The organism is Brenneria roseae subsp. americana (assembly GCF_003115815.1).
In the GTDB taxonomy this organism is placed as follows: domain Bacteria; phylum Pseudomonadota; class Gammaproteobacteria; order Enterobacterales; family Enterobacteriaceae; genus Brenneria; species Brenneria roseae.
Map to the genome: position 1 here is coordinate 127,197 of NZ_QDKJ01000003.1, position 20,211 is coordinate 147,407.

19 protein-coding genes and 1 pseudogene are annotated in these 20,211 nt (G+C 51.9%); 1 reads left to right on the forward strand and 19 read right to left on the reverse strand.

Translation table 11 applies throughout. The annotated features are described in order from the left end of the window. Positions 1–133 precede the first annotated feature (133 nt). Positions 134–1,486 carry a molecular chaperone gene (gene yegD / locus B4923_RS04480; RefSeq protein ID WP_109053175.1) on the forward strand — a complete coding sequence of 451 codons (1,353 nt, stop codon included), beginning with the start codon at positions 134–136 and terminating at the stop codon, positions 1,484–1,486. 130 nt (positions 1,487–1,616) lie between these two features. Here the strand turns inward: yegD and B4923_RS04485 are convergent, their stop codons facing one another. From B4923_RS04485 to fabG, 19 genes and pseudogenes are all read right to left on the reverse strand, one after another. Beyond that, entirely contained in the window at positions 1,617–2,156 is a 540-nt protein-coding gene (locus B4923_RS04485) for a glycine zipper 2TM domain-containing protein (protein WP_109053176.1), read from the reverse strand. A 359-nt stretch (positions 2,157–2,515) separates the two neighbouring features. Beyond that, positions 2,516–3,819 (reverse strand): annotated as a pseudogene (locus B4923_RS04490) (NAD(P)/FAD-dependent oxidoreductase). A gap of 378 nt (positions 3,820–4,197) precedes the next feature. Beyond that, a complete protein-coding gene (gene ycfP, locus B4923_RS04495) occupies positions 4,198–4,740 on the reverse strand; it encodes an alpha/beta hydrolase YcfP (RefSeq protein ID WP_109053177.1) in 543 nt (180 codons plus the stop codon). 78 nt (positions 4,741–4,818) lie between these two features. After that, entirely contained in the window at positions 4,819–5,844 is a 1,026-nt protein-coding gene (gene nagZ, locus B4923_RS04500; RefSeq protein WP_109053178.1) for a beta-N-acetylhexosaminidase, read from the reverse strand. Between the two features lie 71 nt (positions 5,845–5,915). Beyond that, positions 5,916–6,776, reverse strand: a complete 861-nt coding sequence (thiK, locus tag B4923_RS04505; protein ID WP_109053179.1) for a thiamine kinase — start codon at positions 6,774–6,776, stop codon at positions 5,916–5,918. Next, complete coding sequence (gene lpoB / locus B4923_RS04510; protein WP_109053180.1) at positions 6,757–7,332, reverse strand: penicillin-binding protein activator LpoB; 576 nt, start codon at positions 7,330–7,332, stop codon at positions 6,757–6,759. Before lpoB ends, thiK begins: the two co-directional genes overlap by 20 nt. 21 nt (positions 7,333–7,353) lie before the next feature. Further along, a complete protein-coding gene (locus tag B4923_RS04515) occupies positions 7,354–7,737 on the reverse strand; it encodes a YcfL family putative periplasmic lipoprotein (protein WP_109053181.1) in 384 nt (127 codons plus the stop codon). A gap of 11 nt (positions 7,738–7,748) precedes the next feature. After that, positions 7,749–8,099 carry a purine nucleoside phosphoramidase gene (gene hinT, locus B4923_RS04520; protein ID WP_109053182.1) on the reverse strand — a complete coding sequence of 117 codons (351 nt, stop codon included), beginning with the start codon at positions 8,097–8,099 and terminating at the stop codon, positions 7,749–7,751. A gap of 174 nt (positions 8,100–8,273) precedes the next feature. Beyond that, positions 8,274–10,850, reverse strand: coding sequence for an EAL domain-containing protein (locus tag B4923_RS04525; RefSeq protein WP_109053183.1), 2,577 nt, complete (start codon positions 10,848–10,850; stop codon positions 8,274–8,276). A 423-nt stretch (positions 10,851–11,273) separates the two neighbouring features. Continuing rightward, a complete protein-coding gene (gene ptsG, locus B4923_RS04530; protein WP_109053184.1) occupies positions 11,274–12,707 on the reverse strand; it encodes a PTS glucose transporter subunit IIBC in 1,434 nt (477 codons plus the stop codon). Positions 12,708–13,012: 305 nt separating this feature from the next. Then, entirely contained in the window at positions 13,013–13,810 is a 798-nt protein-coding gene (locus B4923_RS04535; protein WP_109053185.1) for a metal-dependent hydrolase, read from the reverse strand. 19 nt (positions 13,811–13,829) lie between these two features. Next, positions 13,830–14,843, reverse strand: a complete 1,014-nt coding sequence (gene holB / locus B4923_RS04540) for a DNA polymerase III subunit delta' (protein ID WP_109053186.1) — start codon at positions 14,841–14,843, stop codon at positions 13,830–13,832. Then, on the reverse strand, positions 14,843–15,523 hold the full coding sequence (tmk, locus tag B4923_RS04545) for a dTMP kinase (protein WP_109053187.1): 681 nt from the start codon (positions 15,521–15,523) through the stop codon (positions 14,843–14,845). Before tmk ends, holB begins: the two co-directional genes overlap by 1 nt. Continuing rightward, positions 15,513–16,532 (reverse strand): endolytic transglycosylase MltG, encoded by a 1,020-nt coding sequence (gene mltG, locus B4923_RS04550; RefSeq protein WP_109053188.1) that lies wholly within the window; start codon positions 16,530–16,532, stop codon positions 15,513–15,515. The genes tmk and mltG overlap by 11 nt, the downstream gene beginning before the upstream one ends. A gap of 14 nt (positions 16,533–16,546) precedes the next feature. After that, a complete protein-coding gene (pabC, locus tag B4923_RS04555) occupies positions 16,547–17,344 on the reverse strand; it encodes an aminodeoxychorismate lyase (RefSeq protein WP_109053189.1) in 798 nt (265 codons plus the stop codon). Between the two features lie 13 nt (positions 17,345–17,357). Then, complete coding sequence (locus B4923_RS04560) at positions 17,358–17,621, reverse strand: hypothetical protein (protein WP_146187248.1); 264 nt, start codon at positions 17,619–17,621, stop codon at positions 17,358–17,360. A 128-nt stretch (positions 17,622–17,749) separates the two neighbouring features. After that, positions 17,750–18,991: a beta-ketoacyl-ACP synthase II gene (gene fabF / locus B4923_RS04565; protein ID WP_109053191.1), complete on the reverse strand. Its 1,242-nt coding sequence runs from the start codon at positions 18,989–18,991 to the stop codon at positions 17,750–17,752. A gap of 81 nt (positions 18,992–19,072) precedes the next feature. Continuing rightward, positions 19,073–19,309, reverse strand: coding sequence for an acyl carrier protein (gene acpP / locus B4923_RS04570; RefSeq protein ID WP_005970506.1), 237 nt, complete (start codon positions 19,307–19,309; stop codon positions 19,073–19,075). A 154-nt stretch (positions 19,310–19,463) separates the two neighbouring features. Further along, entirely contained in the window at positions 19,464–20,198 is a 735-nt protein-coding gene (gene fabG, locus B4923_RS04575) for a 3-oxoacyl-ACP reductase FabG (RefSeq protein WP_109053192.1), read from the reverse strand. Positions 20,199–20,211 lie beyond the last annotated feature (13 nt).

Below are 20,211 nucleotides of genomic sequence, written 5' to 3' on the forward strand. Positions count from 1 at the left end.
GCGGTGATTCGCCGGCTTGCCGTTCAAGGGAGGTTGAATCCTTTATCAGCCAGGATTCAACCTCTCTCCCTTTACAAGCCCCGCCATAACACAGTAAAGTCGCCAGCCTTTTTCACGGCATGAGGTAATCGGGATGTTTATCGGTTTTGACTACGGCACAGCAAATTGTTCCGTTGCGGTAATGAATGCGGGCACACCACAGCTCCTGCCGCTGGAAAACCAATCTCCTTATCTCTCTTCCCTACTGTGCGCTCCCGTACGTGAAGCCGTAAGCGAATGGCTATGGCGCCACCATCAGGTCAATGCGGAGGGGGAGAATGCGCAACTGCTAAAGCGCGCGATCAGCTATAACCGCGAGGAAGATATTCGCGTTCAACCAGACAGCGTGAAGTTCGGGCAGGCCGCGTTGCGGCAGTATATGGAGGATCCGCAAGACACCTGGTTTGTCAAATCCCCCAAATCCTTCCTTGGCGCCGTGGGCCTGAAACCCCAGCAAATTGCTCTGTTTGAAGATCTGGTGTGCGCCATGATGCTGCACATTCGCCGTCAGGCAGAGCATCACGTCGGTCAACCCATCAGGCAGGCCGTGATCGGTCGCCCAATCAATTTTCAGAGTATCGGAGGTGAGGAAGCCAATGTGCAGGCGCAGGGAATTCTTGATCGCGCCGCCCACCGAGCCGGGTTTGAAAAGGTGATTTTTCAGTTTGAACCCGTTGCCGCCGGACTGGATTTTGAATCCACGCTGAGTAAAGAAACACGGGTGCTGGTCGTGGATATCGGCGGGGGTACAACAGATTGCTCCATGCTGCTGATGGGACCCGAGTGGCGCCAGAAACATGACCGCCATCAAAGTCTGTTGGGCCACAGCGGTTGTCGCGTTGGCGGTAACGACCTTGATATCATGCTGGCGTTTAAACAATTGATGCCGTTGTTGGGGATGAACGGTGAAACCGAAAAAGGGATCGCTCTGCCAATCATGGCATGGTGGAACGCCATTGCGATTAACGATATTCCGGCTCAGAAGGAATTCTATAGCCCGGCCTGTCGCACCTTAATCAATGAAATGATTCGAGATGCCCGCCAGCCTGAACAGGTCAAACACCTGTTGACCGTCTGGCGGCAGCGGTTGAGCTACCGGCTGGTTCAACGGGCCGAAGAGAGCAAAATCACGCTCTCCGACAGGCCGCAAACGATGGCCGACCTGCATTTTATTGATCCCGGTCTTGCGGCCGCCATAACGGCCGACGAACTGAATAGCGCCATTACCCAGCCATTGATGCGTATTCAGCAACAGATCACACTGGCGCTGAAAGCCAGTCAAACGCAGCCGGATGTTATCTATCTGACGGGGGGAAGTGCGCGCTCCCCAATTCTGAGGCAGGCGATTGCGCAACTGCTTCCGGCGATCCCCATCGCCAGCGGTAATGATTTTGGCTCCGTCACCGCCGGGCTGGCACGTTGGGCCGCCATCATGTTCAGAGAATAGGTGAACACGGCGTTGCTCCGCGCCGCACGCCGTAACCTTTTCTCTGTATGCTAAAAAACTGCGGGAAACCAGAATAAGTTTCCCGCGGTTTTATTACCGGGTGTCAGCACAAAGAGGAGACTCTGAAAGATTAACTCTGCTGGTTCAGAATCAACTGACCGTTTCTGTCTACCGGAATCTGTGTTCCGGGATCGCGATCCATGCGGATTTTACCCTGCTGGTCGCCAATTTTATAGGTAACGTCATAACCCAGGATTTTCTGCGATTTATCGTAGACCGTCTGGCAACGCTGCTGGGTTGTCGTATACGTATCATTTTCCTGCATACTGCCTTGAACTTTGTTACCGGCATAGCCGCCCGCCAAAGCCCCGGCGACTGTCGCCACATCTTTACCACGACCGCCGCCAAACTGATGACCCAGTACACCGCCCGCCACCGCGCCTAACACCGAACCGGCGATTTTATGTTCATCCTGAACCGGACGACGATTTATGACCGCGACATTACGACACTCCTGACGAGGGGTTTTAACCGTTTCTTTTATTGGTGTTGCCGTAAGTACCTGCGCATACTGAGGTTTAGATGAAAACACATCCATACTCGCCACTGCCGCCACACCCAATGCAGCAGCTACGCCGATACCTACCCCCGCTAACATTGACTTGTTCACAGGATACCTCCCGAATATATTTCCGCGCATTTCTCCACCCTCGCCCCCCGTGTTAAAGATGCTTTATCTTCATTACGCTTCGCGTTATACGCGATGGATCCGATGGTTTCTCCTGAATGCCTTTCACTCAGGATTCGCGACGTGCGCGCTACGCCGCCTGTAAACAGTGAGGAGTCTGCACAATGTTTATGGCACCCGCAATAAGACTAATTAACCAAAAATGTCACTTTCGTAACATAAAACTATCATTTGAGAATTGTCTTAACGAGAATAGGCCATAGGACGATATTTTATTCTGGAACAGGCGGGATGAGATGTCAGATCGCAACCGCCTGCGGTTCGCAGGCGGCGTGTCAACATTAGTGCAGTTTAAGACGAGGGCGAATAACGCGGTTGATGCCGCCGACCAGCATCATCAAGCCGGTCTTCACATAGCCGTGCAGGGCAATCTGGTGCATACGGTATAGGGAAATGTAGACAAAACGTGCAATGCGCCCTTCCACCATGACCGAACCACGCATCAGGTTACCCATCAGGCTACCCACCGTACTGAACTTGGACAGTGACACCAGCGAACCATGGTCTTTATACACATAAGGCTTCAGCGTCTGACCGCTCAGCAGCGCCAGTATGTTGCCATGGCAGCGGGAGGCCATCTGGTGTGCCGCCTGCGCCCGTGGAGGAACAAAACCACCGCCTTCCTGCGGGCAGGACGCACAGTCGCCGATGGCGAAAATGTCAGGATCGCGGGTCGTCTGCAACGTCGGTTCAACCACAAGCTGGTTGATACGGTTGGTTTCCAGACCGGCAATCTCCTTCATCGCGTCCGGCGCTTTAATCCCGGCGGCCCATACCATCAGATCGGCATCAATAAATTCGCCGTCTTTGGTATTCAAACCGCCTGATTCAGCGCTGGTCACCATCGTTTTGGTAAGAACACGGACACCGATATTCGTCAGTTCCTGATGCGCGGCCGCTGAAATACGCGGTGGCAACGCAGGCAAAATACGCTCACCGGCTTCAACCAGCGTAACATTCAGCGTTTCCTTATCCAGACCATCGAAACCGTAACTGTGCAGCTGTTTCACCGCATTATGCAGTTCGGCGGACAGTTCAACGCCGGTTGCCCCACCACCGACTATCGCGATATTTACCCGTTCTTTTCCATCCGTGTTGGCGGTGAATTTCAGGAACAGATTCAGCATTTCATTGTGAAAACGACGGGCCTGTTTAGGGTTATCCAGGAAGATACAGTGATCTTTTACACCCGGCGTGCCGAAATCGTTCGAGGTACTGCCTAACGCAATCACCAGGATGTCGTAAGGTATTTTGCGAGCGGCCACCAGCAGTTCACCCTGCTCATCACGAATTTCCGCCAGTTGGATGTTCTTCTGCTCGCGATCGATATCCGTCAACATACCGAGTTGAAACTGGAAGAAGTGGTTGCGGGCATGAGCCAGATAGCTCAGCGCATCCATGTCGTCATCCAGCGATCCGGTTGCCACTTCGTGCAACAACGGTTTCCACAGATGGCTGTGGTTACGATCAACCAGCGTTACTTCCGCTTTTTTCTTGCGGCCTAACTTATGGCCCAGGCTGGTTGCCAGTTCAAGTCCGCCGGCTCCCCGCCGACAATAACGATTTTTTTGGTTGGTGATGTCAAAATGACCCCCTAAATTGTGAACCAATGGTTAATAAAGGGTAAAATAATAATATCCTTATATTACATAGGGTTCGCGTAAGTTAAACTCGATATCTGCTGCAAGAATATCACGACAGGTCATTTGGTCATACCAAAATTGATATATATCAATTTATTTTCAGGCCGCGGCTGACACCTGGCGGGATTTTATCTTGCTTTCAGCTGATTAGCGGATAATGAAAGGAATACGCGAACGCCGTCCTCGTCATCCGATGAGGAAAAGATCGCCGTAAGGAAAGTAGATAAATTGGCCGCCGTCCGCCTGCACTCCCGCTAAGGAGAGAAAACCTGAACAGTTCTCCCCCTTGAAGTATAGAGACAACGCCCTGCTTCAGTGATTCAGCCCAGCGTTTTAAAGGACTTCATCCGTTGCAGGTGTGGAGAAATGCTCTTGAATTTGTGTGTCTGAACATCGTCCCAGATGATTTCATAGTAGTTACTCAGCGCCTGCGCACTACGCTGGCTATTGAGCATTTCATCCTGACGAGACAGCACGACCAGACAACGATCGCGGTTTTTCTCGCGGAAATTCGCCACGCACTTGGTAGTGATATCCAGATATTCTTCAGGACGATCGATTTTGCCGATCATGTTTTCCTGCGGAAACAGGTTTGGATTGAATATAACCTGCCGGATGTCACACAGGAATCCGACCCGCTCAGCCCAAAAACCGCCAAGCCCCACCCCACAAATCAGTGGCCGTTCGTCATTGGAATGCTGAATCGTTTTATCGACCTGCTTGAGCAAGTGCTGCATATCATGACGCGGATGCAGCGTGCTGTAGCTGATCAGCCGGACATCGTCATCAATAAATTGCAGCTGTAACACTTTTTCATGGTTGCCGGGGCTGGTCGAGTCAAAACCATGTAAATAGATAATCATCTTATCCTCACCACTGTTTTACCAATACACCATGGCTACGGTGCAGAAGCGTCTATTCCCGCGTTTATCCCGCCAATGTTATCCTGCTGATTTATACGCCTGCCAACGCTCACTAAGCGCCGTCAGCGTCTGGCTGGCCTGCCGCCAGCGCGGCAAATCCAGCAACTGCCTGCGGGAAAACACCCCTTGATGATATAAACTGGACAGCTGTTCTGCTTTGACCGGGGACAGATTATCCAACACGCTCGCCGCCCCTTTTCGGTTATTGCAAACCAGAATCATGTCGCACCCCGCATCCAGTGAAGCCTGCGCACGTTCCGGATAGCTTCCCATCACGGCGGCACCTTCCATTGACAGGTCGTCAGAAAAGATGATGCCATTAAAATTCAGTTCCTGACGCAACACCTGCTTTAACCAGAATGACGAACCGCTGGCAGGGCGCGGATCGACTTCAGTATAAATTACATGGGCAGGCATGATGGCGTCCAGTTGCTGTTGCTGGATCAACTGGCTGAAAATAAACATGTCATGGGTGCGGATTGTCTCCAGCGGGCGAGGATCGCGCGGCGTTTCCTTATGGGAATCCGCACTGACGGCGCCGTGACCGGGAAAATGCTTGCCCGTCACTTTCATCCCTGCGCTATGCATTCCGCGAATAAAGCTTTGCGCCATCATCAGCGCTTTTTGCGGTTCGGCATGGAAGGCGCGTTCGCCAATCGCGGCGCTTTGGTGACCAATATCCAGCACCGGTGCAAAGCTGATATCAATATCCATTGAAATCATCTCTGCCGCCATCAGCCAACCCGCTTCTTCCGCGAGCCTCTGCGCCTCTGTTTCCGTATTCAATGCGGCAAATGCCTGCGCGGCCGGCAAACGGGTAAACCCCTCGCGGAAACGTTGAACGCGCCCGCCTTCCTGATCGACCGACACAACCAGACGCGTACGCGATGCGACGCGGATCTGGCGAACCAACTCACGCAGCTGTTCCGCATCATGGAAATTGCGCGTAAATAAAATCACGCCGCCGACTAGCGGATGCGCCAATACTTCACGATCTTCTGCGTCCAGCTCATAGCTGGCAACATCTAACATTACCGGACCCACACAAACCTCATTCTTTACTGTTTGTTACGTCTGCCAGAAAAACGCCTCTTTCACTGGTCTGAAAGCGATGTTTAATTTAACCCCAATTGCCTGCGCAAGGATGGAAGCGCCTGCAAAAATCTGTCCTGCCGCGTTTGCTGCCAACGGACTTCGAACCACATCAGCACCAGATAATCGACCCAGGGCAACCACAGCACAACATGCCGATAGAGCCGTTCGACAGAGAATCCGGGACGATGTCGCTGATACGTTTCTAAAAAATTGATCTGTGCCGGCGTATCCATCTGATTCGCCCGAAAAATGAAGGCCATTTCAAAAGCGATATCACCATCCGACGCATATTCCCAATCGATAAGCATCATACCATTCGAGGTTAACAACACATTATCGGCATGAACATCCAGATGTAATGGCGCATAGGCGAACCACGCCGGCAATGGCAACCGTTGAAAATGCTGATGCCACCGCAACAGCGCCGGAGAACGTCGGCGCGGATCCATCTGCTGCCAGTGCCGGGAAAACAGCGTGCGCAGATCCAACGGATAACCGCTGCATGGCTGTTGATGAATGCGGGACAAACAGCCCGCCAGCGCGCCGCGGGTCAGCAAAGCGGAAAATTCATCCGCCGTCGCGATACGCCCTGGCACCCACTCAATAATCAACCAGTCGCGCCGCCATAAAAGCGGGCGCGGAGCCAACCCGGCCGCAGCCATCTGCCGTAGCAGATGAAACTCTCGTTGACGATCGGTGCCCGTCTGGCGCCCCAATGCCGATTGCGGACGCGCCAGCCACTCAATATCAGGTCCACTGATGCGCCAACTTTCACTGCTGAGCCCGCTGATAGGTTCAAAATGAAAACCGGCGGTAGATACCGCCGGAAAAAACTGATGAACAAGCTCAGTAAGCTGCTGTTTAATGTTGAATGGATCCATTACCTGACCAGACAATTTCGCCGGTCTGCACCAGCATCAGCTGCATATCGATTTCGGGTGATTTCACATCGCCACTTATATCGCTGTACAACACATATTGCGCACTGACGTACCGAGCCAACCCAATCGCCTTACTACGCGATCCCAGGCTATCATCCACCGATAATCCTAATGTCTGCTTCGCGGCGGCCAACTGCTCACGCGGCACCAGCGTAAAGGTATTGCTGGATGACAACGCGTTATATAGCGCGTTATTGGCATTCGCCGTTTGCAACGCGCCATTGGTGTTATTCTTCACGCTATCCAACAACAGGATACTGCCCTGCGCCACGCCGTCTGCCTTCAGCATTTGCGCAATCAGCGGATTGATGCTGGCTTCCCAGTTCAACGTTTGAACTTTTGGCGGCAGCGGGACCGGTTCCCCCGGTGGCGGCGTCACTGGAACCGGCGGTTCTACCGGTTCGATCGTCACGGGTGGTTCAACAGGCTCAGGTGGACGACTTGGACACCCCGTCAATACCAGCACGGCCAACGCCACTCCTAGATACTTTTTCATGTTTCCTCTCTCAACACACCATTACAAAAATAGATGAAGGCGAACCTGACGCACATCAGGATTGCCGCGCGTTGAAGAAATTTTTATTTCCGCCCGAGGTGGGAGCACAAGGGTTTGCGCATCGTCATACGGCAATATATCCAGCCCATTATCATCATACCAATAGAAACGGTAATGCACGGTGACAGGTTGCTCCGTGTGGTTACTGACGACGGAAGACGCGCGCCGTTTACCGTTTCCCGCATCAAGAGAAGGAGCGCCTGCCGTAATCCCGGCCGACAGCAGAGGCGCATCCAGTACCAATGTTTGTCGTTCATTGATCGTTAGTACCTTTGGCGAGCTACACGCGATCAATACGCCGGTCATCAACAAGAGTGACAAACATCGCATCATGGGATTACGCATCGTAAACTCCATTAGTGAGCCAACAAAGGCCCCAGCGCACGGCCGCCCAGCAGGTGCATATGTACATGGTAGACTTCCTGCCCGCCATGGCGATTGCAGTTGATAATCAGGCGATATCCATCGTCTGCAATACCTTCCTGACGGGCAATCTTTCCTGCGACGGTGATCATGCGTCCCAGCGCGGCTTCATGTTCTGCGGTGGTCTCATTGACCGTCGGGATCAGTTCGTTAGGAATAATCAGAATGTGGGTTGGTGCGCGTGGCGCAATATCACGAAAGGCGGTTACCAGTTCATCCTGATAAACGATATCGGCAGGAATTTCCCGGCGGATAATTTTACTAAAAATGGTTTCTTCAGCCATGATTGATTTCCTTTTTAAACAAACTCAGATCAAAGTCATGTAGGCAGTATGAGTGACATATTCCATTTCTTTCAACCTTCTTCGTTTATTTGTGTTTCAAATGGATAATCTGTCGCCCACATTACGCCGATCCGGAGAACCTCACGTACCATTTTAACGCCTTGAACGGGGCAATCACTCATCGGACTGCACACCGCCAGGTTTAGCAGAGTATTCAGCCACCCACGTCTCAAAGGCCGATGCGGGCAGCGGTTTTGAAAACAGATATCCCTGACCTGACTGATATCCATGCTCCTGCAAAATTTCCAGTTGCCCGCGCCTTTCAATCCCCTCCGCCACCAGCCGGAGGTCAAGACCTTCGCCAATGCCGACAACCGCCTTGCTCAGCGCCCGGCTGGCGGCATCGTGCTCAAGATCGTCCACAAAACTCTTGTCCAGTTTGAGTTCGCTGATCGGCAACCGACGCAGGTAGCCCAGACTGGAATAACCCGTACCGAAATCGTCAATGGACAATTGGATGCCGCTGCGATGAATAGCGGTTATTGAGGTCAGAATATTAGGATGATTATCGAGCAGAATATTTTCCGTGATTTCGATGACCAGATCGGTTGCTTTCAGACCATATCTTTCCAGCGTACGAAAAAGCGCCGCGGGAAGATCCGGATTATGGAAACTTGCCGGGGAAAGATTGACCGAAATGACGGGCACGAAGATACCCACATTGCGCCAATGGACAAGTTGCTGACAAGCAGTATCCAATACCCAGTCGCTAAGCTGGTGGATCAGGCCGCACTCTTCGGCCAGCGGGATAAAACGCGTAGGCGGAATATATCCCAGTTCAGGATGATACCAGCGGGCAAGCACTTCTACGCCGCTCAGTTCGCCATCCCGCAGTCTCACCTGCGGCTGCCAGGCCAGACTCAGTGATTTATTAGCCAGCGCCAGACGCAGTTCATGCTCCATCGTCATGCGCTCGCGTGCAACAATATTCATTTCCTTGTTGTAGAAACTCAAACCGCCACGGCTGGTCCGTTTGGCCTGATACATCGCCAGATCGGCGTGTAATAACAGCGTGGTCATGTCGTTGCCGTCATGTGGATACAGACTGATACCGATGCTGGACTGTGGCGTCACGGTAATACCGGCCAGTTGGCAAGGCTGGCTAATCGCGCCGCGTAGTCGTTCGAGGATTTCAACAACCTGCTCCTCGCCGCAGTGTGGCAGGACAATAACGAACTCATCACCGGACAGTCTGCCGACGATATCCGATGCCTGTGCGACCTGCCGCACTCGGTCGGCAATCGTGCGCAACAGCTCATCGCCGGTCGCATGGCCGTAGGCGTCGTTGATTGCCTTGAAGTGATCCAAATCGATAAACAGCACCGCCAAAGGAGAGCCTTCCCGTGCAACCTCTTCAATCATCCGATCGGCCTGGGCCAGCAGCAGATTTCGATTGGGCAGTCCCGTCAACGTATCAAAGAATGCCAGTTGGCGGATATCACGGCGGGCATCCTCACGCTCTAACGCCAGCGCACATAAATGGGTGCATATATCGGCGATTTCCCGGTGCAAAATGTCAGGTTCACGGCATTGGGAAAAATAAAAAGCGAAGGTTCCGATCACCCGGCCATCACCGCTGCGAATGGGACTTGACCAACAGGCGCGTAAACCCAGTTCCAAAGCCTGATCGCGGCACGTCTCCCAGCGAGGGTCTTGTGCAATGTCGGTGACAACGACCGACTCATTCAGGAAAGCCGCGGTGCCACAGGAGCCAACCAACGGGCCGATCGGCAAACCATCGAATGAATGTATATATTCGACAGGCAGGCTGGGAGCGGCCAGAGCGCGCAGACACTGCTGTTCATCCACCCGAATAATTGAGGCGATAGTATCGGGGAGAATGGATTCAATCAGACGACACATCTGCTCCATCACCAGTTCCAACGGTTGCTCGCGAACCAGATCCTCCAGCACCTGCTGGTGCAGGGATTGATACATCTGCGCCTGCGTGATATCGGTAAGCACGCCGACAATATGGGAAATATTCCCCTGGTCATCGTGAATAGGGGTTTCCATAATATGTCCCCACAGGCGTCGGCCATCGCGCCGATATAACAGCTGGTTGCCCCTGAATGGCTTACCCTGCCTGAACAATTCCCATACCGCCGCATTGTGAGCGCTGGTTGATTGCGGGCTCAGCAACTGCGGGGGATTTTTCCCCTGCGCGGTTGCCAGCGTGTAGCCCAGCATCCGGGTGAAACCGTCATTGAGATAGGTGATGTGCCAGTCAGCATCCGTGATATAAATGGCCGATTCGCTCTCATTCAGCGCCCGAGACAGAAGGCGGCGCTCTTCCTCTTGCCGACGAGCCACGGAGACATCCCTGGCAATAGCCAGATAGAAAACTCGTTCGGCCGTGTTAATCCGCGACAGGCCGATCTCGATAGTTTTAATGCCCGCGCCATCCATCAGATTGATCGAGATATCACGGTAGGTGCCTGCCATCGCCCGCAAAACACGCACAAAGTGTTCATCAAGTTGGCTACATGTTGGAGAAGGATGCATATCGGGCATCAGAAGACTGACTTTCCGGCCAAGCACATCCTCCCGCCGTTCTCCCCACAGCGCTTCCGCGGCGGAATTAAAGAAGACAATTTGTCCGTTTTCGTCAATAACCACTTTGGCATCGACAGACTGCTCAACAACCTGCCTGAACACATCGAATCTGGAACTATTAATGGCTGTATGCATGATGGACTTTCCTTGCAGGCCAACGACTGACGACAACGAGGAAAACGCTCCTCCCCCAGGCTGGAAAACTCAATATAAATTTTTTTATATTGGCGTGTCACATCTAGGCCCAGCAGGTGATTTGTAAATTAATCCCACACCACGATCTAGTTTTACCGCCTGTTTCTTGCGAAAAGAACGATTCATATAGTTTTATCGGCAGTCGATCAGATTCTTGTAGCGACAAAGCAAAATCAGTGTGGCGATTTATTTCAAGCGCGAAAAAACATACGATGGATGAAATTGAGATGAACTGGCTCGATAAGGTACACAACGATGCCGGAAAGTTTTAATGAGATGCGCGGCGATGGCGATAATGAAGAGATTGGTCAACTGTCTGAAAGGGAGCCTGTCGGCTCCCTTTTGAAACTCCCCAACAACCAATTAGTGATTACGGATGTAGTCGTCCATGTCGGTTTTCAGGTTATCAGATTTCGTACCGAAAATTGCCTGAACCCCAGAACCCGCAACCACCACACCCGCAGCACCCAACTGTTTCAAACCCGCCTGATCCACTTTTGATACATCACCTACGCTAACGCGCAGACGAGTGATACAAGCATCCAGATTAGTGATGTTTTCTTTACCACCGAAGGCAGTAACCAGTGCCGCCGCCATCTCAGTGCTATCCTGAGCGACCTGTTCGGAAGAAGACTCTTCGCGACCCGGTGTTTTCAGATTCAGCTTGGCAATCAGCACGCGGAAGATGGTGTAGTAAATCAATGCATAGCACAGGCCAACGATCGGGAACAGCCACAGGTTGCTACCGTTTCCGCTCAGCACGACAAAGTCGATCAGACCGTGAGAGAAGCTCGTACCGTCACGCATACCCAGCAGAATACAAATCGGGAACGCCAGACCAGCCAGAATCGCATGGATCACATACAGGATCGGCGCAACAAACAGGAAAGAGAACTCAATAGGTTCGGTAATCCCGGTAAGGAAAGACGTCAACGCCGCAGAGATCATGATACCGCCGACTTTGGCGCGGTTTTCCGGTTTGGCAGAGTGCCAAATCGCGATAGCCGCAGCTGGCAGACCATACATTTTAAACAGGAAACCACCAGACAGTTTACCCGCGGTCGGGTCGCCTGCCATATAGCGAGGAATATCGCCGTGGAACACCTGACCCGCCGCATTGGTAAATTCACCGATCTGCATCTGGAAAGGTACGTTCCAGATATGGTGCAGGCCGAAAGGCACCAGAGAACGTTCAACAATACCGTACAAGCCGAATGCCAGTACCGGGTTTTGATACGCGCCCCACTGAGAGAATGCCTGGATAGCGCGACCGACCGGTGGCCAGATGAAGGACAGCACGATGCCGAGCACGATGGCGACCAGACCGGAAATAATCGGCACAAAACGTTTACCCGCGAAGAAGCCGAGGTATTCCGGCAGCTGAATGCGATAAAAGCGGTTAAACATATACGCGGCAATAGAGCCGGCGATAATTCCGCCGAGTACGCCGGTATCCGCCAAATGCTGCGCTTCAATTTCCGCCGCCGACAGATGCAACACCAGGGGGGCAACCACCGCCATGGTTTTCACCATAATGCCGTAGGCTACTACCGCCGCAAGTGCTGAAACACCGTCATTATTGGTGAACCCCAGAGCGACACCGATAGCGAAAATCAACGGCATGTTGGCGAAAACAGATCCGCCAGCTTCCGCCATAACATGGGATACAACCTCTGGTAACCAGCTGAAGTTGGCCGCGCCGACACCCAGCAGAATACCTGCGATAGGGAGTACGGATACGGGCAGCATCAGCGACTTACCTACTTTTTGCAGGTTTGCGAATGCGTTCTTAAACATAATTGAGTGTGCTCCTGAGTAATGGTGCTGTTACTTCATATAGGCAAAGGTGGGGAGATTATCCTTTGCATTTCGGAGATTCTTAGCCCCCTTTTAATTTTTACGCAGAGTAAAATAAATAGGCTCCTCAATGTTTGATAGCTATCACGTTTCCATGAGCCGACAAGTCGAGTTAGCGCATAAATTAAGCTTATTTGTGATATATCGCTAAAAAACAGACATTCCTGACGAGGGATCACCAGGTCAGGATCTCTATGAGTCACTATTAATTACACAGATAAAAAAAACTCGGCTATTCTCAACCACTACCGAATAGGGGTCAACCGCGCAGGATCGATCTGGAACAGGCGGGAGAAATTATCCGTCGTGGCTGCGGCCAGATTTTCCAGCGTCGTCCCTTTCAGGACCGATAAATATTCGGCCACATCACGAACATAGGCAGGCTGGTTTTCCTGTCCCCGGAAAGGAACCGGCGCCAACCAGGGGGAATCTGTTTCAATCAGCATACGATCCAGCGGCACATAGCGTGCAACATCACGTAATTCTTCCGCATTACGAAACGTGATAATACCGGAAAAGGAAATATAAAATCCCATGTCCAACAGCGTTTTGGCTGTGGACAGATCTTCTGTAAAACAATGCAGCACCCCGCCGCACTTCTCTACCCGCTCTTCCTTCAGAATGGCAATGGTATCTTCCCTCGCCGCTCGCGTATGTACGATGACCGGTTTATTCAAGTCATTGCCAATACGAATATGCTCGCGGAAAGATTCCTGCTGCTGCACTTTGGTTTCCTGCTGGTAATAATAATCCAGCCCTGTTTCCCCCATTGCCACCACCTGACTGGCGGCGGCCAGCTGGCGAAGTTCGGCATAATCATAGGGCTTATCCTGATTTAGTGGATGAACGCCACAGGAAAACGCCACATTATCTCGCTCACCGATCTGTGCCGTCATGGCTCGAAAGCCCGGTAGCGTAGTCGCTACGGCCAGAATGAAGCCAACATCGCGGCGTTTTGCCTTATCCAGAACGTCAGAGACGTCTTTATGTAACGTCTGATAATCCAGACCATCAAGATGACAGTGGGAATCAACTAACAACATGATATTTACTCAAGATTGATTAAGCAGAGAATGGATGAAAGTGCCGCTGGACCGTGGCGGACAGGCTCTGTTCGGCATCAAGCAACCGTTCCGTTAACAGCAGTTCGCGGTTAACGCCGGTCACCATCAATAGTTTTTGCCGGCAAACCAGCCATTGGCGCAGCTCATACTGTAATTGGGCATTGGCAAATGCATGCGCTAAACGTTCAACCAGCAGCGCCTGATCCTGATTAACCCGATGTTCGTCCGCGCCTTGCTGCCACTTAATCGCATCCAACAGTAGCGACGTCAGCCAGTGAATACGCTCATCGACATCATCATGATTAAGCTGTGGGATTAACGAAAGCAGATCGTGCGAAGTCAGTGAAGCAAGCAATCCCTGACACAATGCGTCACGCTGTTTCCAGCGCTCCGGTTGCAACAGTATCTCCGCAGCCAGCGGCGCCCCCGCCTGTAGCCTCAGTGCCGTTCGTATTGCCGGTGTATCATAACTATGGCGCGTGTTTAACCACAGTAAACTCTGCGTTTCGTCCGGAACATGCAGATACTGATACAAACAGCGGCTACGCATCGTCGCCAACAGACGTGAGGGTTCACGGCAGCCAAACAGAAAATAGGTACGCTGCGGTGGTTCTTCCAACGTCTTCAATAAGGCATTGGCCGCCGCTTCCGTCAAAAGCTCAGCAGACGGCAGCCAAATCACCTTGGCTCCGCCCTGCCGTGAATGCTGGTAAAGCTTATCCAGCACACCCCGCACTGCGTCAATCCCCAAACTCTGCTTCCCTTTTTCAGGGGTGAGCGTATACCAGTCCGGGTGTGTACCCGCCACCATCAAATTACAGGCGTGGCACTTGCCGCAGCTTTTTATGCCTTCGGGATGCTGACACATCAGCCAACGGCTTAACGCATAGACCAGCGAGTCATCCCCCATGCCGGGTAACGCATGCAATAAAATGGCATGATGACCTCTACCCGCCTGATATTGCGCAATCAACTGGCGGTATGGCGCGTTAAGCCAGGGATACCAATCCATTAGTCACGATCCTGAGAGAAAGCAACAGACTGCGCATCCTGCTGATGTAATCCCTGCTGTTGCAGCCATTCCCGCAGCGTTGCCTGAATCTGCTCACTGACATGTTCCAGCGACTGGGATGCATCAATGGTGACAATGGTACGATCTGCCGCCGCCAACGCCTGATAACGAGCGCGGGTACGTTCAAAAAACGCCAAAGATTCCTGTTCAATGCGATCCAGCTCGCCGCGCGCGCGCGCGCGCTGCAATCCAATGGCGGGGGGCAAATCAAGATAGATGGTCAGGTCAGGACGAAAATCTCCCAGCACGGTATCACGCAGTGACAACAACAGCTGTTGATCGATACCCCGGCCTCCGCCCTGATAAGCCTGTGAGGAGAGATCGTGCCGATCGCCAATCACCCATTGACCAGTGGCCAGCGCAGGTTTAATTACGTTATCGACCAATTGTACTCTGGCGGCATACAACATCAGCAATTCCGCTTTGTCTGTCACCTTTTCATTCGCCATGCCCTGTTTGATCAATTCCCGCAGCTTCTCAGCCAGCGGTGTACCGCCGGGCTCACGCGTAAAAATAACATCCTGAACGCCATATGCCCGCAGCGTCTCGACGACAACATTCCGCGCCGTTGTTTTCCCCGCGCCTTCCAACCCTTCAATAACGATAAATTTACTGTTCATCCCGTTCCTTCAACACTGAGCGGTATACCCTTACAGCACGATTATGATCTGCAAGGTTAGTGGTAAAACTGTGCCCGCCTTTACCGTCAGCCACAAAATAGAGATATGACGTTTTAGCCGGGTGCGCTGCTGCATCCAACGATGCTTTACCCGGCATGGCAATTGGCGTTGGCGGCAAGCCGGAGATGATATAAGTATTGTAAGGCGTCGGCGTATCCAGCGCCTTACGGGTAATCACGCCAGTGTACTCTTCTCCCATGCCATAAATAACCGTTGGGTCGGTTTGTAAACGCATGCCGACACGCAACCGGTTAACAAACACAGACGCTACCTGGGGACGCTCTTCGCTGACGGCCGTCTCTTTCTCAATAATCGATGCCATGGTAAGCAACTCATCCGGCGTCTTGTAAGGTAATCCGTCTGCTTTTCCTTTCCATACGTCATCGACTGTTTTCTGCATCCGCTGGTGAGCCCGTTGCAACAAAGCCAGATCGGTTGTATTCGCGGTATACAGATACGTGTCTGGATAAAACCACCCTTCCGGGTTGGATTTATCTTTTATATCCAACTCCGCCGCAATCTCCTGCACACTCTTATCCACCAGCACATGTTTAATATAGGGTGACTGACGCAATGTTTCGAGCCAATCTCTCAGGCGTGAACCCTCAACAAAGCGAATAGAAAATTGCGCTTCTTTCCCACTGGATAATAATGCCAGCATCTCGCGGACGGTCATACCGGTGGTGAAACGATATGTTCCCGCTTTAAACTTTGCCAGTTCCGGTTCAGCACGCAGCAACCAGGGAAAGAAAGTCCCTTCGGTAATAATCTTCTGATCCAGCAATAACGTTTCCAAACCTTCACGCCCTGTGCCTGTGGGCAGCGTAAAAATAGTTTCTTGTTCAATCGCGAGTGGCGAACTGGCGAACTGCTGTAGTTTCTGCCACAGAAGCAGACTCGCCAACAACAGTAAAGCGACAATCAGAACACCAATCTTCTTTCTCTTCATAAATCAACCATCGACTAACAGTTAGGGCTCAGAAACCGATACAAATCTCTGGAGCGATAACACCAGACGTGAGCCTGGTTTACGGGGATCACGGGCATCAATGCGTTACAGACTAAAACCTCGTCGGCCTGGGCAAGCGCGGTTAGCGGCTCAGTGACAACGTGTACATCAAAATCAGTATCGTCCAATAGCGAAAGGATATGCTGCCGGGCAACGCCATCGACACCGGCGTAGGATAGATCCGGCGTATAAACCTGATTTCCTTTACGCCAGAACAAATTAGCCGCACAGCATTCCACCAGCGCGCCGGCGGTGTCAAGCACCAAAGCCTCATCGGCTGGCGTCTGATCCAGATGCGCACGAATCAAAACCTGTTCCAGACGATTAAGGTGCTTGATGCCTGCCAGCAGTGGATTTTTAGCCAACGCCACCGGACTCAGGTTCAAACGAATACCCTGTTCACGCCAGCGAACATAATGCGCGGGATAATCAGCCTGCATGATAATACGTGTCGCCTGCCCACAGCCCTGGCTGCTGTAACCCCTGCCTCCCTGACCTCGCGTTAACATGACTTTTACCACGCCCTGCTGACGCCCCTGAGCCGCCAGTTTCATTTCTTCCGTCAGTTGCGTCCAGTCAATGGGCGGTAATATCAGGCGTTCGGCCGCTTGCTGCAAACGAACGATATGACGATCAAGCCAGATAATCTGACCATCACCCACTCTGGCGGTTGTAAAACAGCCATCGCCGAACTGGGTAGCACGGTCCGAAACTGATAACATGTCCTGCTGTTGACCATTTATCCAATACATGCCTCTCTTCCTTTCAGCCAAGAGTCGTCAGCTTGTCAGTAAACCAAACCACCAGGCAAGCGGCCATATCTGATTTTATACAGGACAAAAAAACGCGGAAGCGTTTTTCAACGTCGCTTGCGACGGCCTGCAAGGCGAGCCCCATAGGTGGGGCGAGTAAAAAAACGCGAGAGCGTTTTTCAACGTCGTTTACGACGGCCTGCAAGGCGAGCCCCATAAGTGGGGCGAGTAAAAAAACGCGAGAGCGTTTTTCAACGTCGTTTACGACGGCCTGCAAGGCGAGCCCCATGAGTGGGGCGAGTAAAAAAACGCGAGAGCGTTTTTCAACATCGTTTACGACGGCGGGCAGGGATAGTCGGCCATAAAAAAACCCGGAAACCGGGTTTTTTTAATAAAGAGCGATGATCAAACCTTACGGAATATCAGTGAACCGTTTGTTCCGCCGAAACCAAAAGAGTTACACAACGTATATTCCATATTGCTGACCTGACGCGCCTCATGAGGCACGAAATCAAGATCGCAACCTTCATCCGGATTATCCAGATTGATCGTTGGCGGTACAGACTGATCGCGCAGTGCCAGAATACTGAAAATAGATTCAACTGCCCCTGCGGCACCCAATAAGTGACCGGTCATCGATTTTGTCGAACTGACTAATACACGATTGGCATCCGCGCCAAACACAGACTTGACGGCCTGAGTTTCGGCTTTATCACCGGCAGACGTAGAAGTCCCGTGCGCGTTGATATAGCCAATCTGAGTGGTGGATACCCCGGCGTCACGCAGTGCGTTTTCCATCGCCAGCGCGGCTCCGGCGCCATTTCCCGGCGGAGACGTCATATGATAGGCATCGCTGCTCATACCAAAGCCGACCACTTCCGCATAGATTTTAGCGCCGCGTTTTTTGGCGTGCTCATATTCTTCCAGCACCATCATACCGGCACCGTCGCCCAGTACAAAACCATCACGGTCTTTATCCCATGGACGGCTTGCGGCCTGCGGGTTGTCGTTGCGGGTTGATAATGCGCGCGCGGCGCCAAACCCCCCCACGCCCAATGGCGTACTGGCTTTTTCCGCCCCACCCGCCAACATGACGTCCGCATCGTTATAGGCAATGATACGCGCGGCATGGCCGATATTATGAACACCAGACGTACAAGCCGTGGCGATCGAAATACTTGGACCGCGCAAGCCGTACATAATGGTAAGATGCCCGGCAACCATATTCACGATGGTTGAAGGCACGAAGAACGGACTGATTTTACGAGGCCCGCCGTTCACCAGGGAACTATGGTTCTCTTCAATAAGACCCAGACCACCAATGCCGGAACCAATCGCCGCACCGATACGCGGTGCATTTTCTGCCGTTACTTCAATACCGGAATCTTTTACGGCCTGAATACCCGCCGCGATCCCATATTGGATAAAGGCATCCATTTTGCGTGCTTCTTTACGCGAAATGAATTCTTCACTATCAAAATCCTTTACTAAGCCAGCAAAACGCGTTGCGTAGGCACTAGTATCGAAATGGTCGATCAGGCTGATGCCACTCTGACCGGCAAGAAGAGCACTCCAGGTAGACTCAACTGTATTGCCGACAGGAGATAACATGCCCAGTCCGGTCACAACTACTCGACGCTTAGACACGCTTGTCCTCCAGGGAGGGAAAAATATGACACTGCGGGACAAAAAACTTAGGCGGTCGAATGACCGCCTAGATATGTTCGCTTACTGCTGGTTAGCCTGAATGAAATCGATGGCTGCCTGAACAGTCGTGATTTTTTCGGCTTCTTCATCTGGAATCTCAGTATCAAATTCTTCTTCCAGGGCCATTACCAGCTCAACAGTGTCAAGAGAATCAGCGCCGAGGTCGTCAACGAAAGAAGCATTGTTTACGACTTCTTCCTGCTTAACACCAAGCTGTTCAACGATGATTTTCTTAACGCGTTCTTCGATAGTGCTCATACTCTTAAATTTCCTATCAAAACTCGCTTTCGCGATGGTTTTCGTAGTGTATAAAATGTTGAAAAAGATGCAACAAAATCCCGGCTGGTCGAACCACGATTTTGTGCTATTTTGCGGTCATCACCGCAAATAACGCAAATAGTTTTCGTGCTTTTTAGATCATATACATGCCGCCATTGACATGTAATGTTTCGCCGGTAATGTAACCTGCCTCGTCAGAGGCTAAAAATGCAACAGCACTGGCGATTTCTTTAGCATCACCAAGCCGATTAGCTGGAACCTGGTTCAAAATGCCTGCTCGCTGTTCTTCTGTCAACGCCTGAGTCATATCTGTTTCAATAAAACCCGGCGCAACAACGTTGACCGTAATACCACGGGAAGCCACTTCACGCGCGAGGGATTTACTGAAACCAATCAGTCCAGCCTTCGCCGCCGCGTAGTTTGCCTGTCCGGCATTACCCATCGTGCCGACAACAGACCCGATAGTAATGATACGGCCAAACCGTTTTTTCATCATAGCGCGCATTACAGCCTTGGACAGTCGGAACACGGATGTCAAATTCGTATCCAGAATATCCTGCCATTCGTCTTCTTTCATACGCATTAACAGATTATCGCGGGTAATCCCGGCGTTATTGATCAAAATGTCAATTTCGCCGAATTCAGCACGAATATCCGCCAACACTTTATCGACTGACGCCACATCAGCAACGTTCAGTATATAACCTTTACCGTTTTCCCCCAGCCACGCACTGATCGCTTCCGCGCCTTTTTCGCTGGTTGCGGTCCCAATGACTTTTGCGCCCCGGGCAACCAATGTCTCAGCTATCGCACGGCCGATGCCTCGGCTTGCACCGGTAACCAGTGCAATTTTTCCCTCAAAACTCATTGTCTTCTCCGTT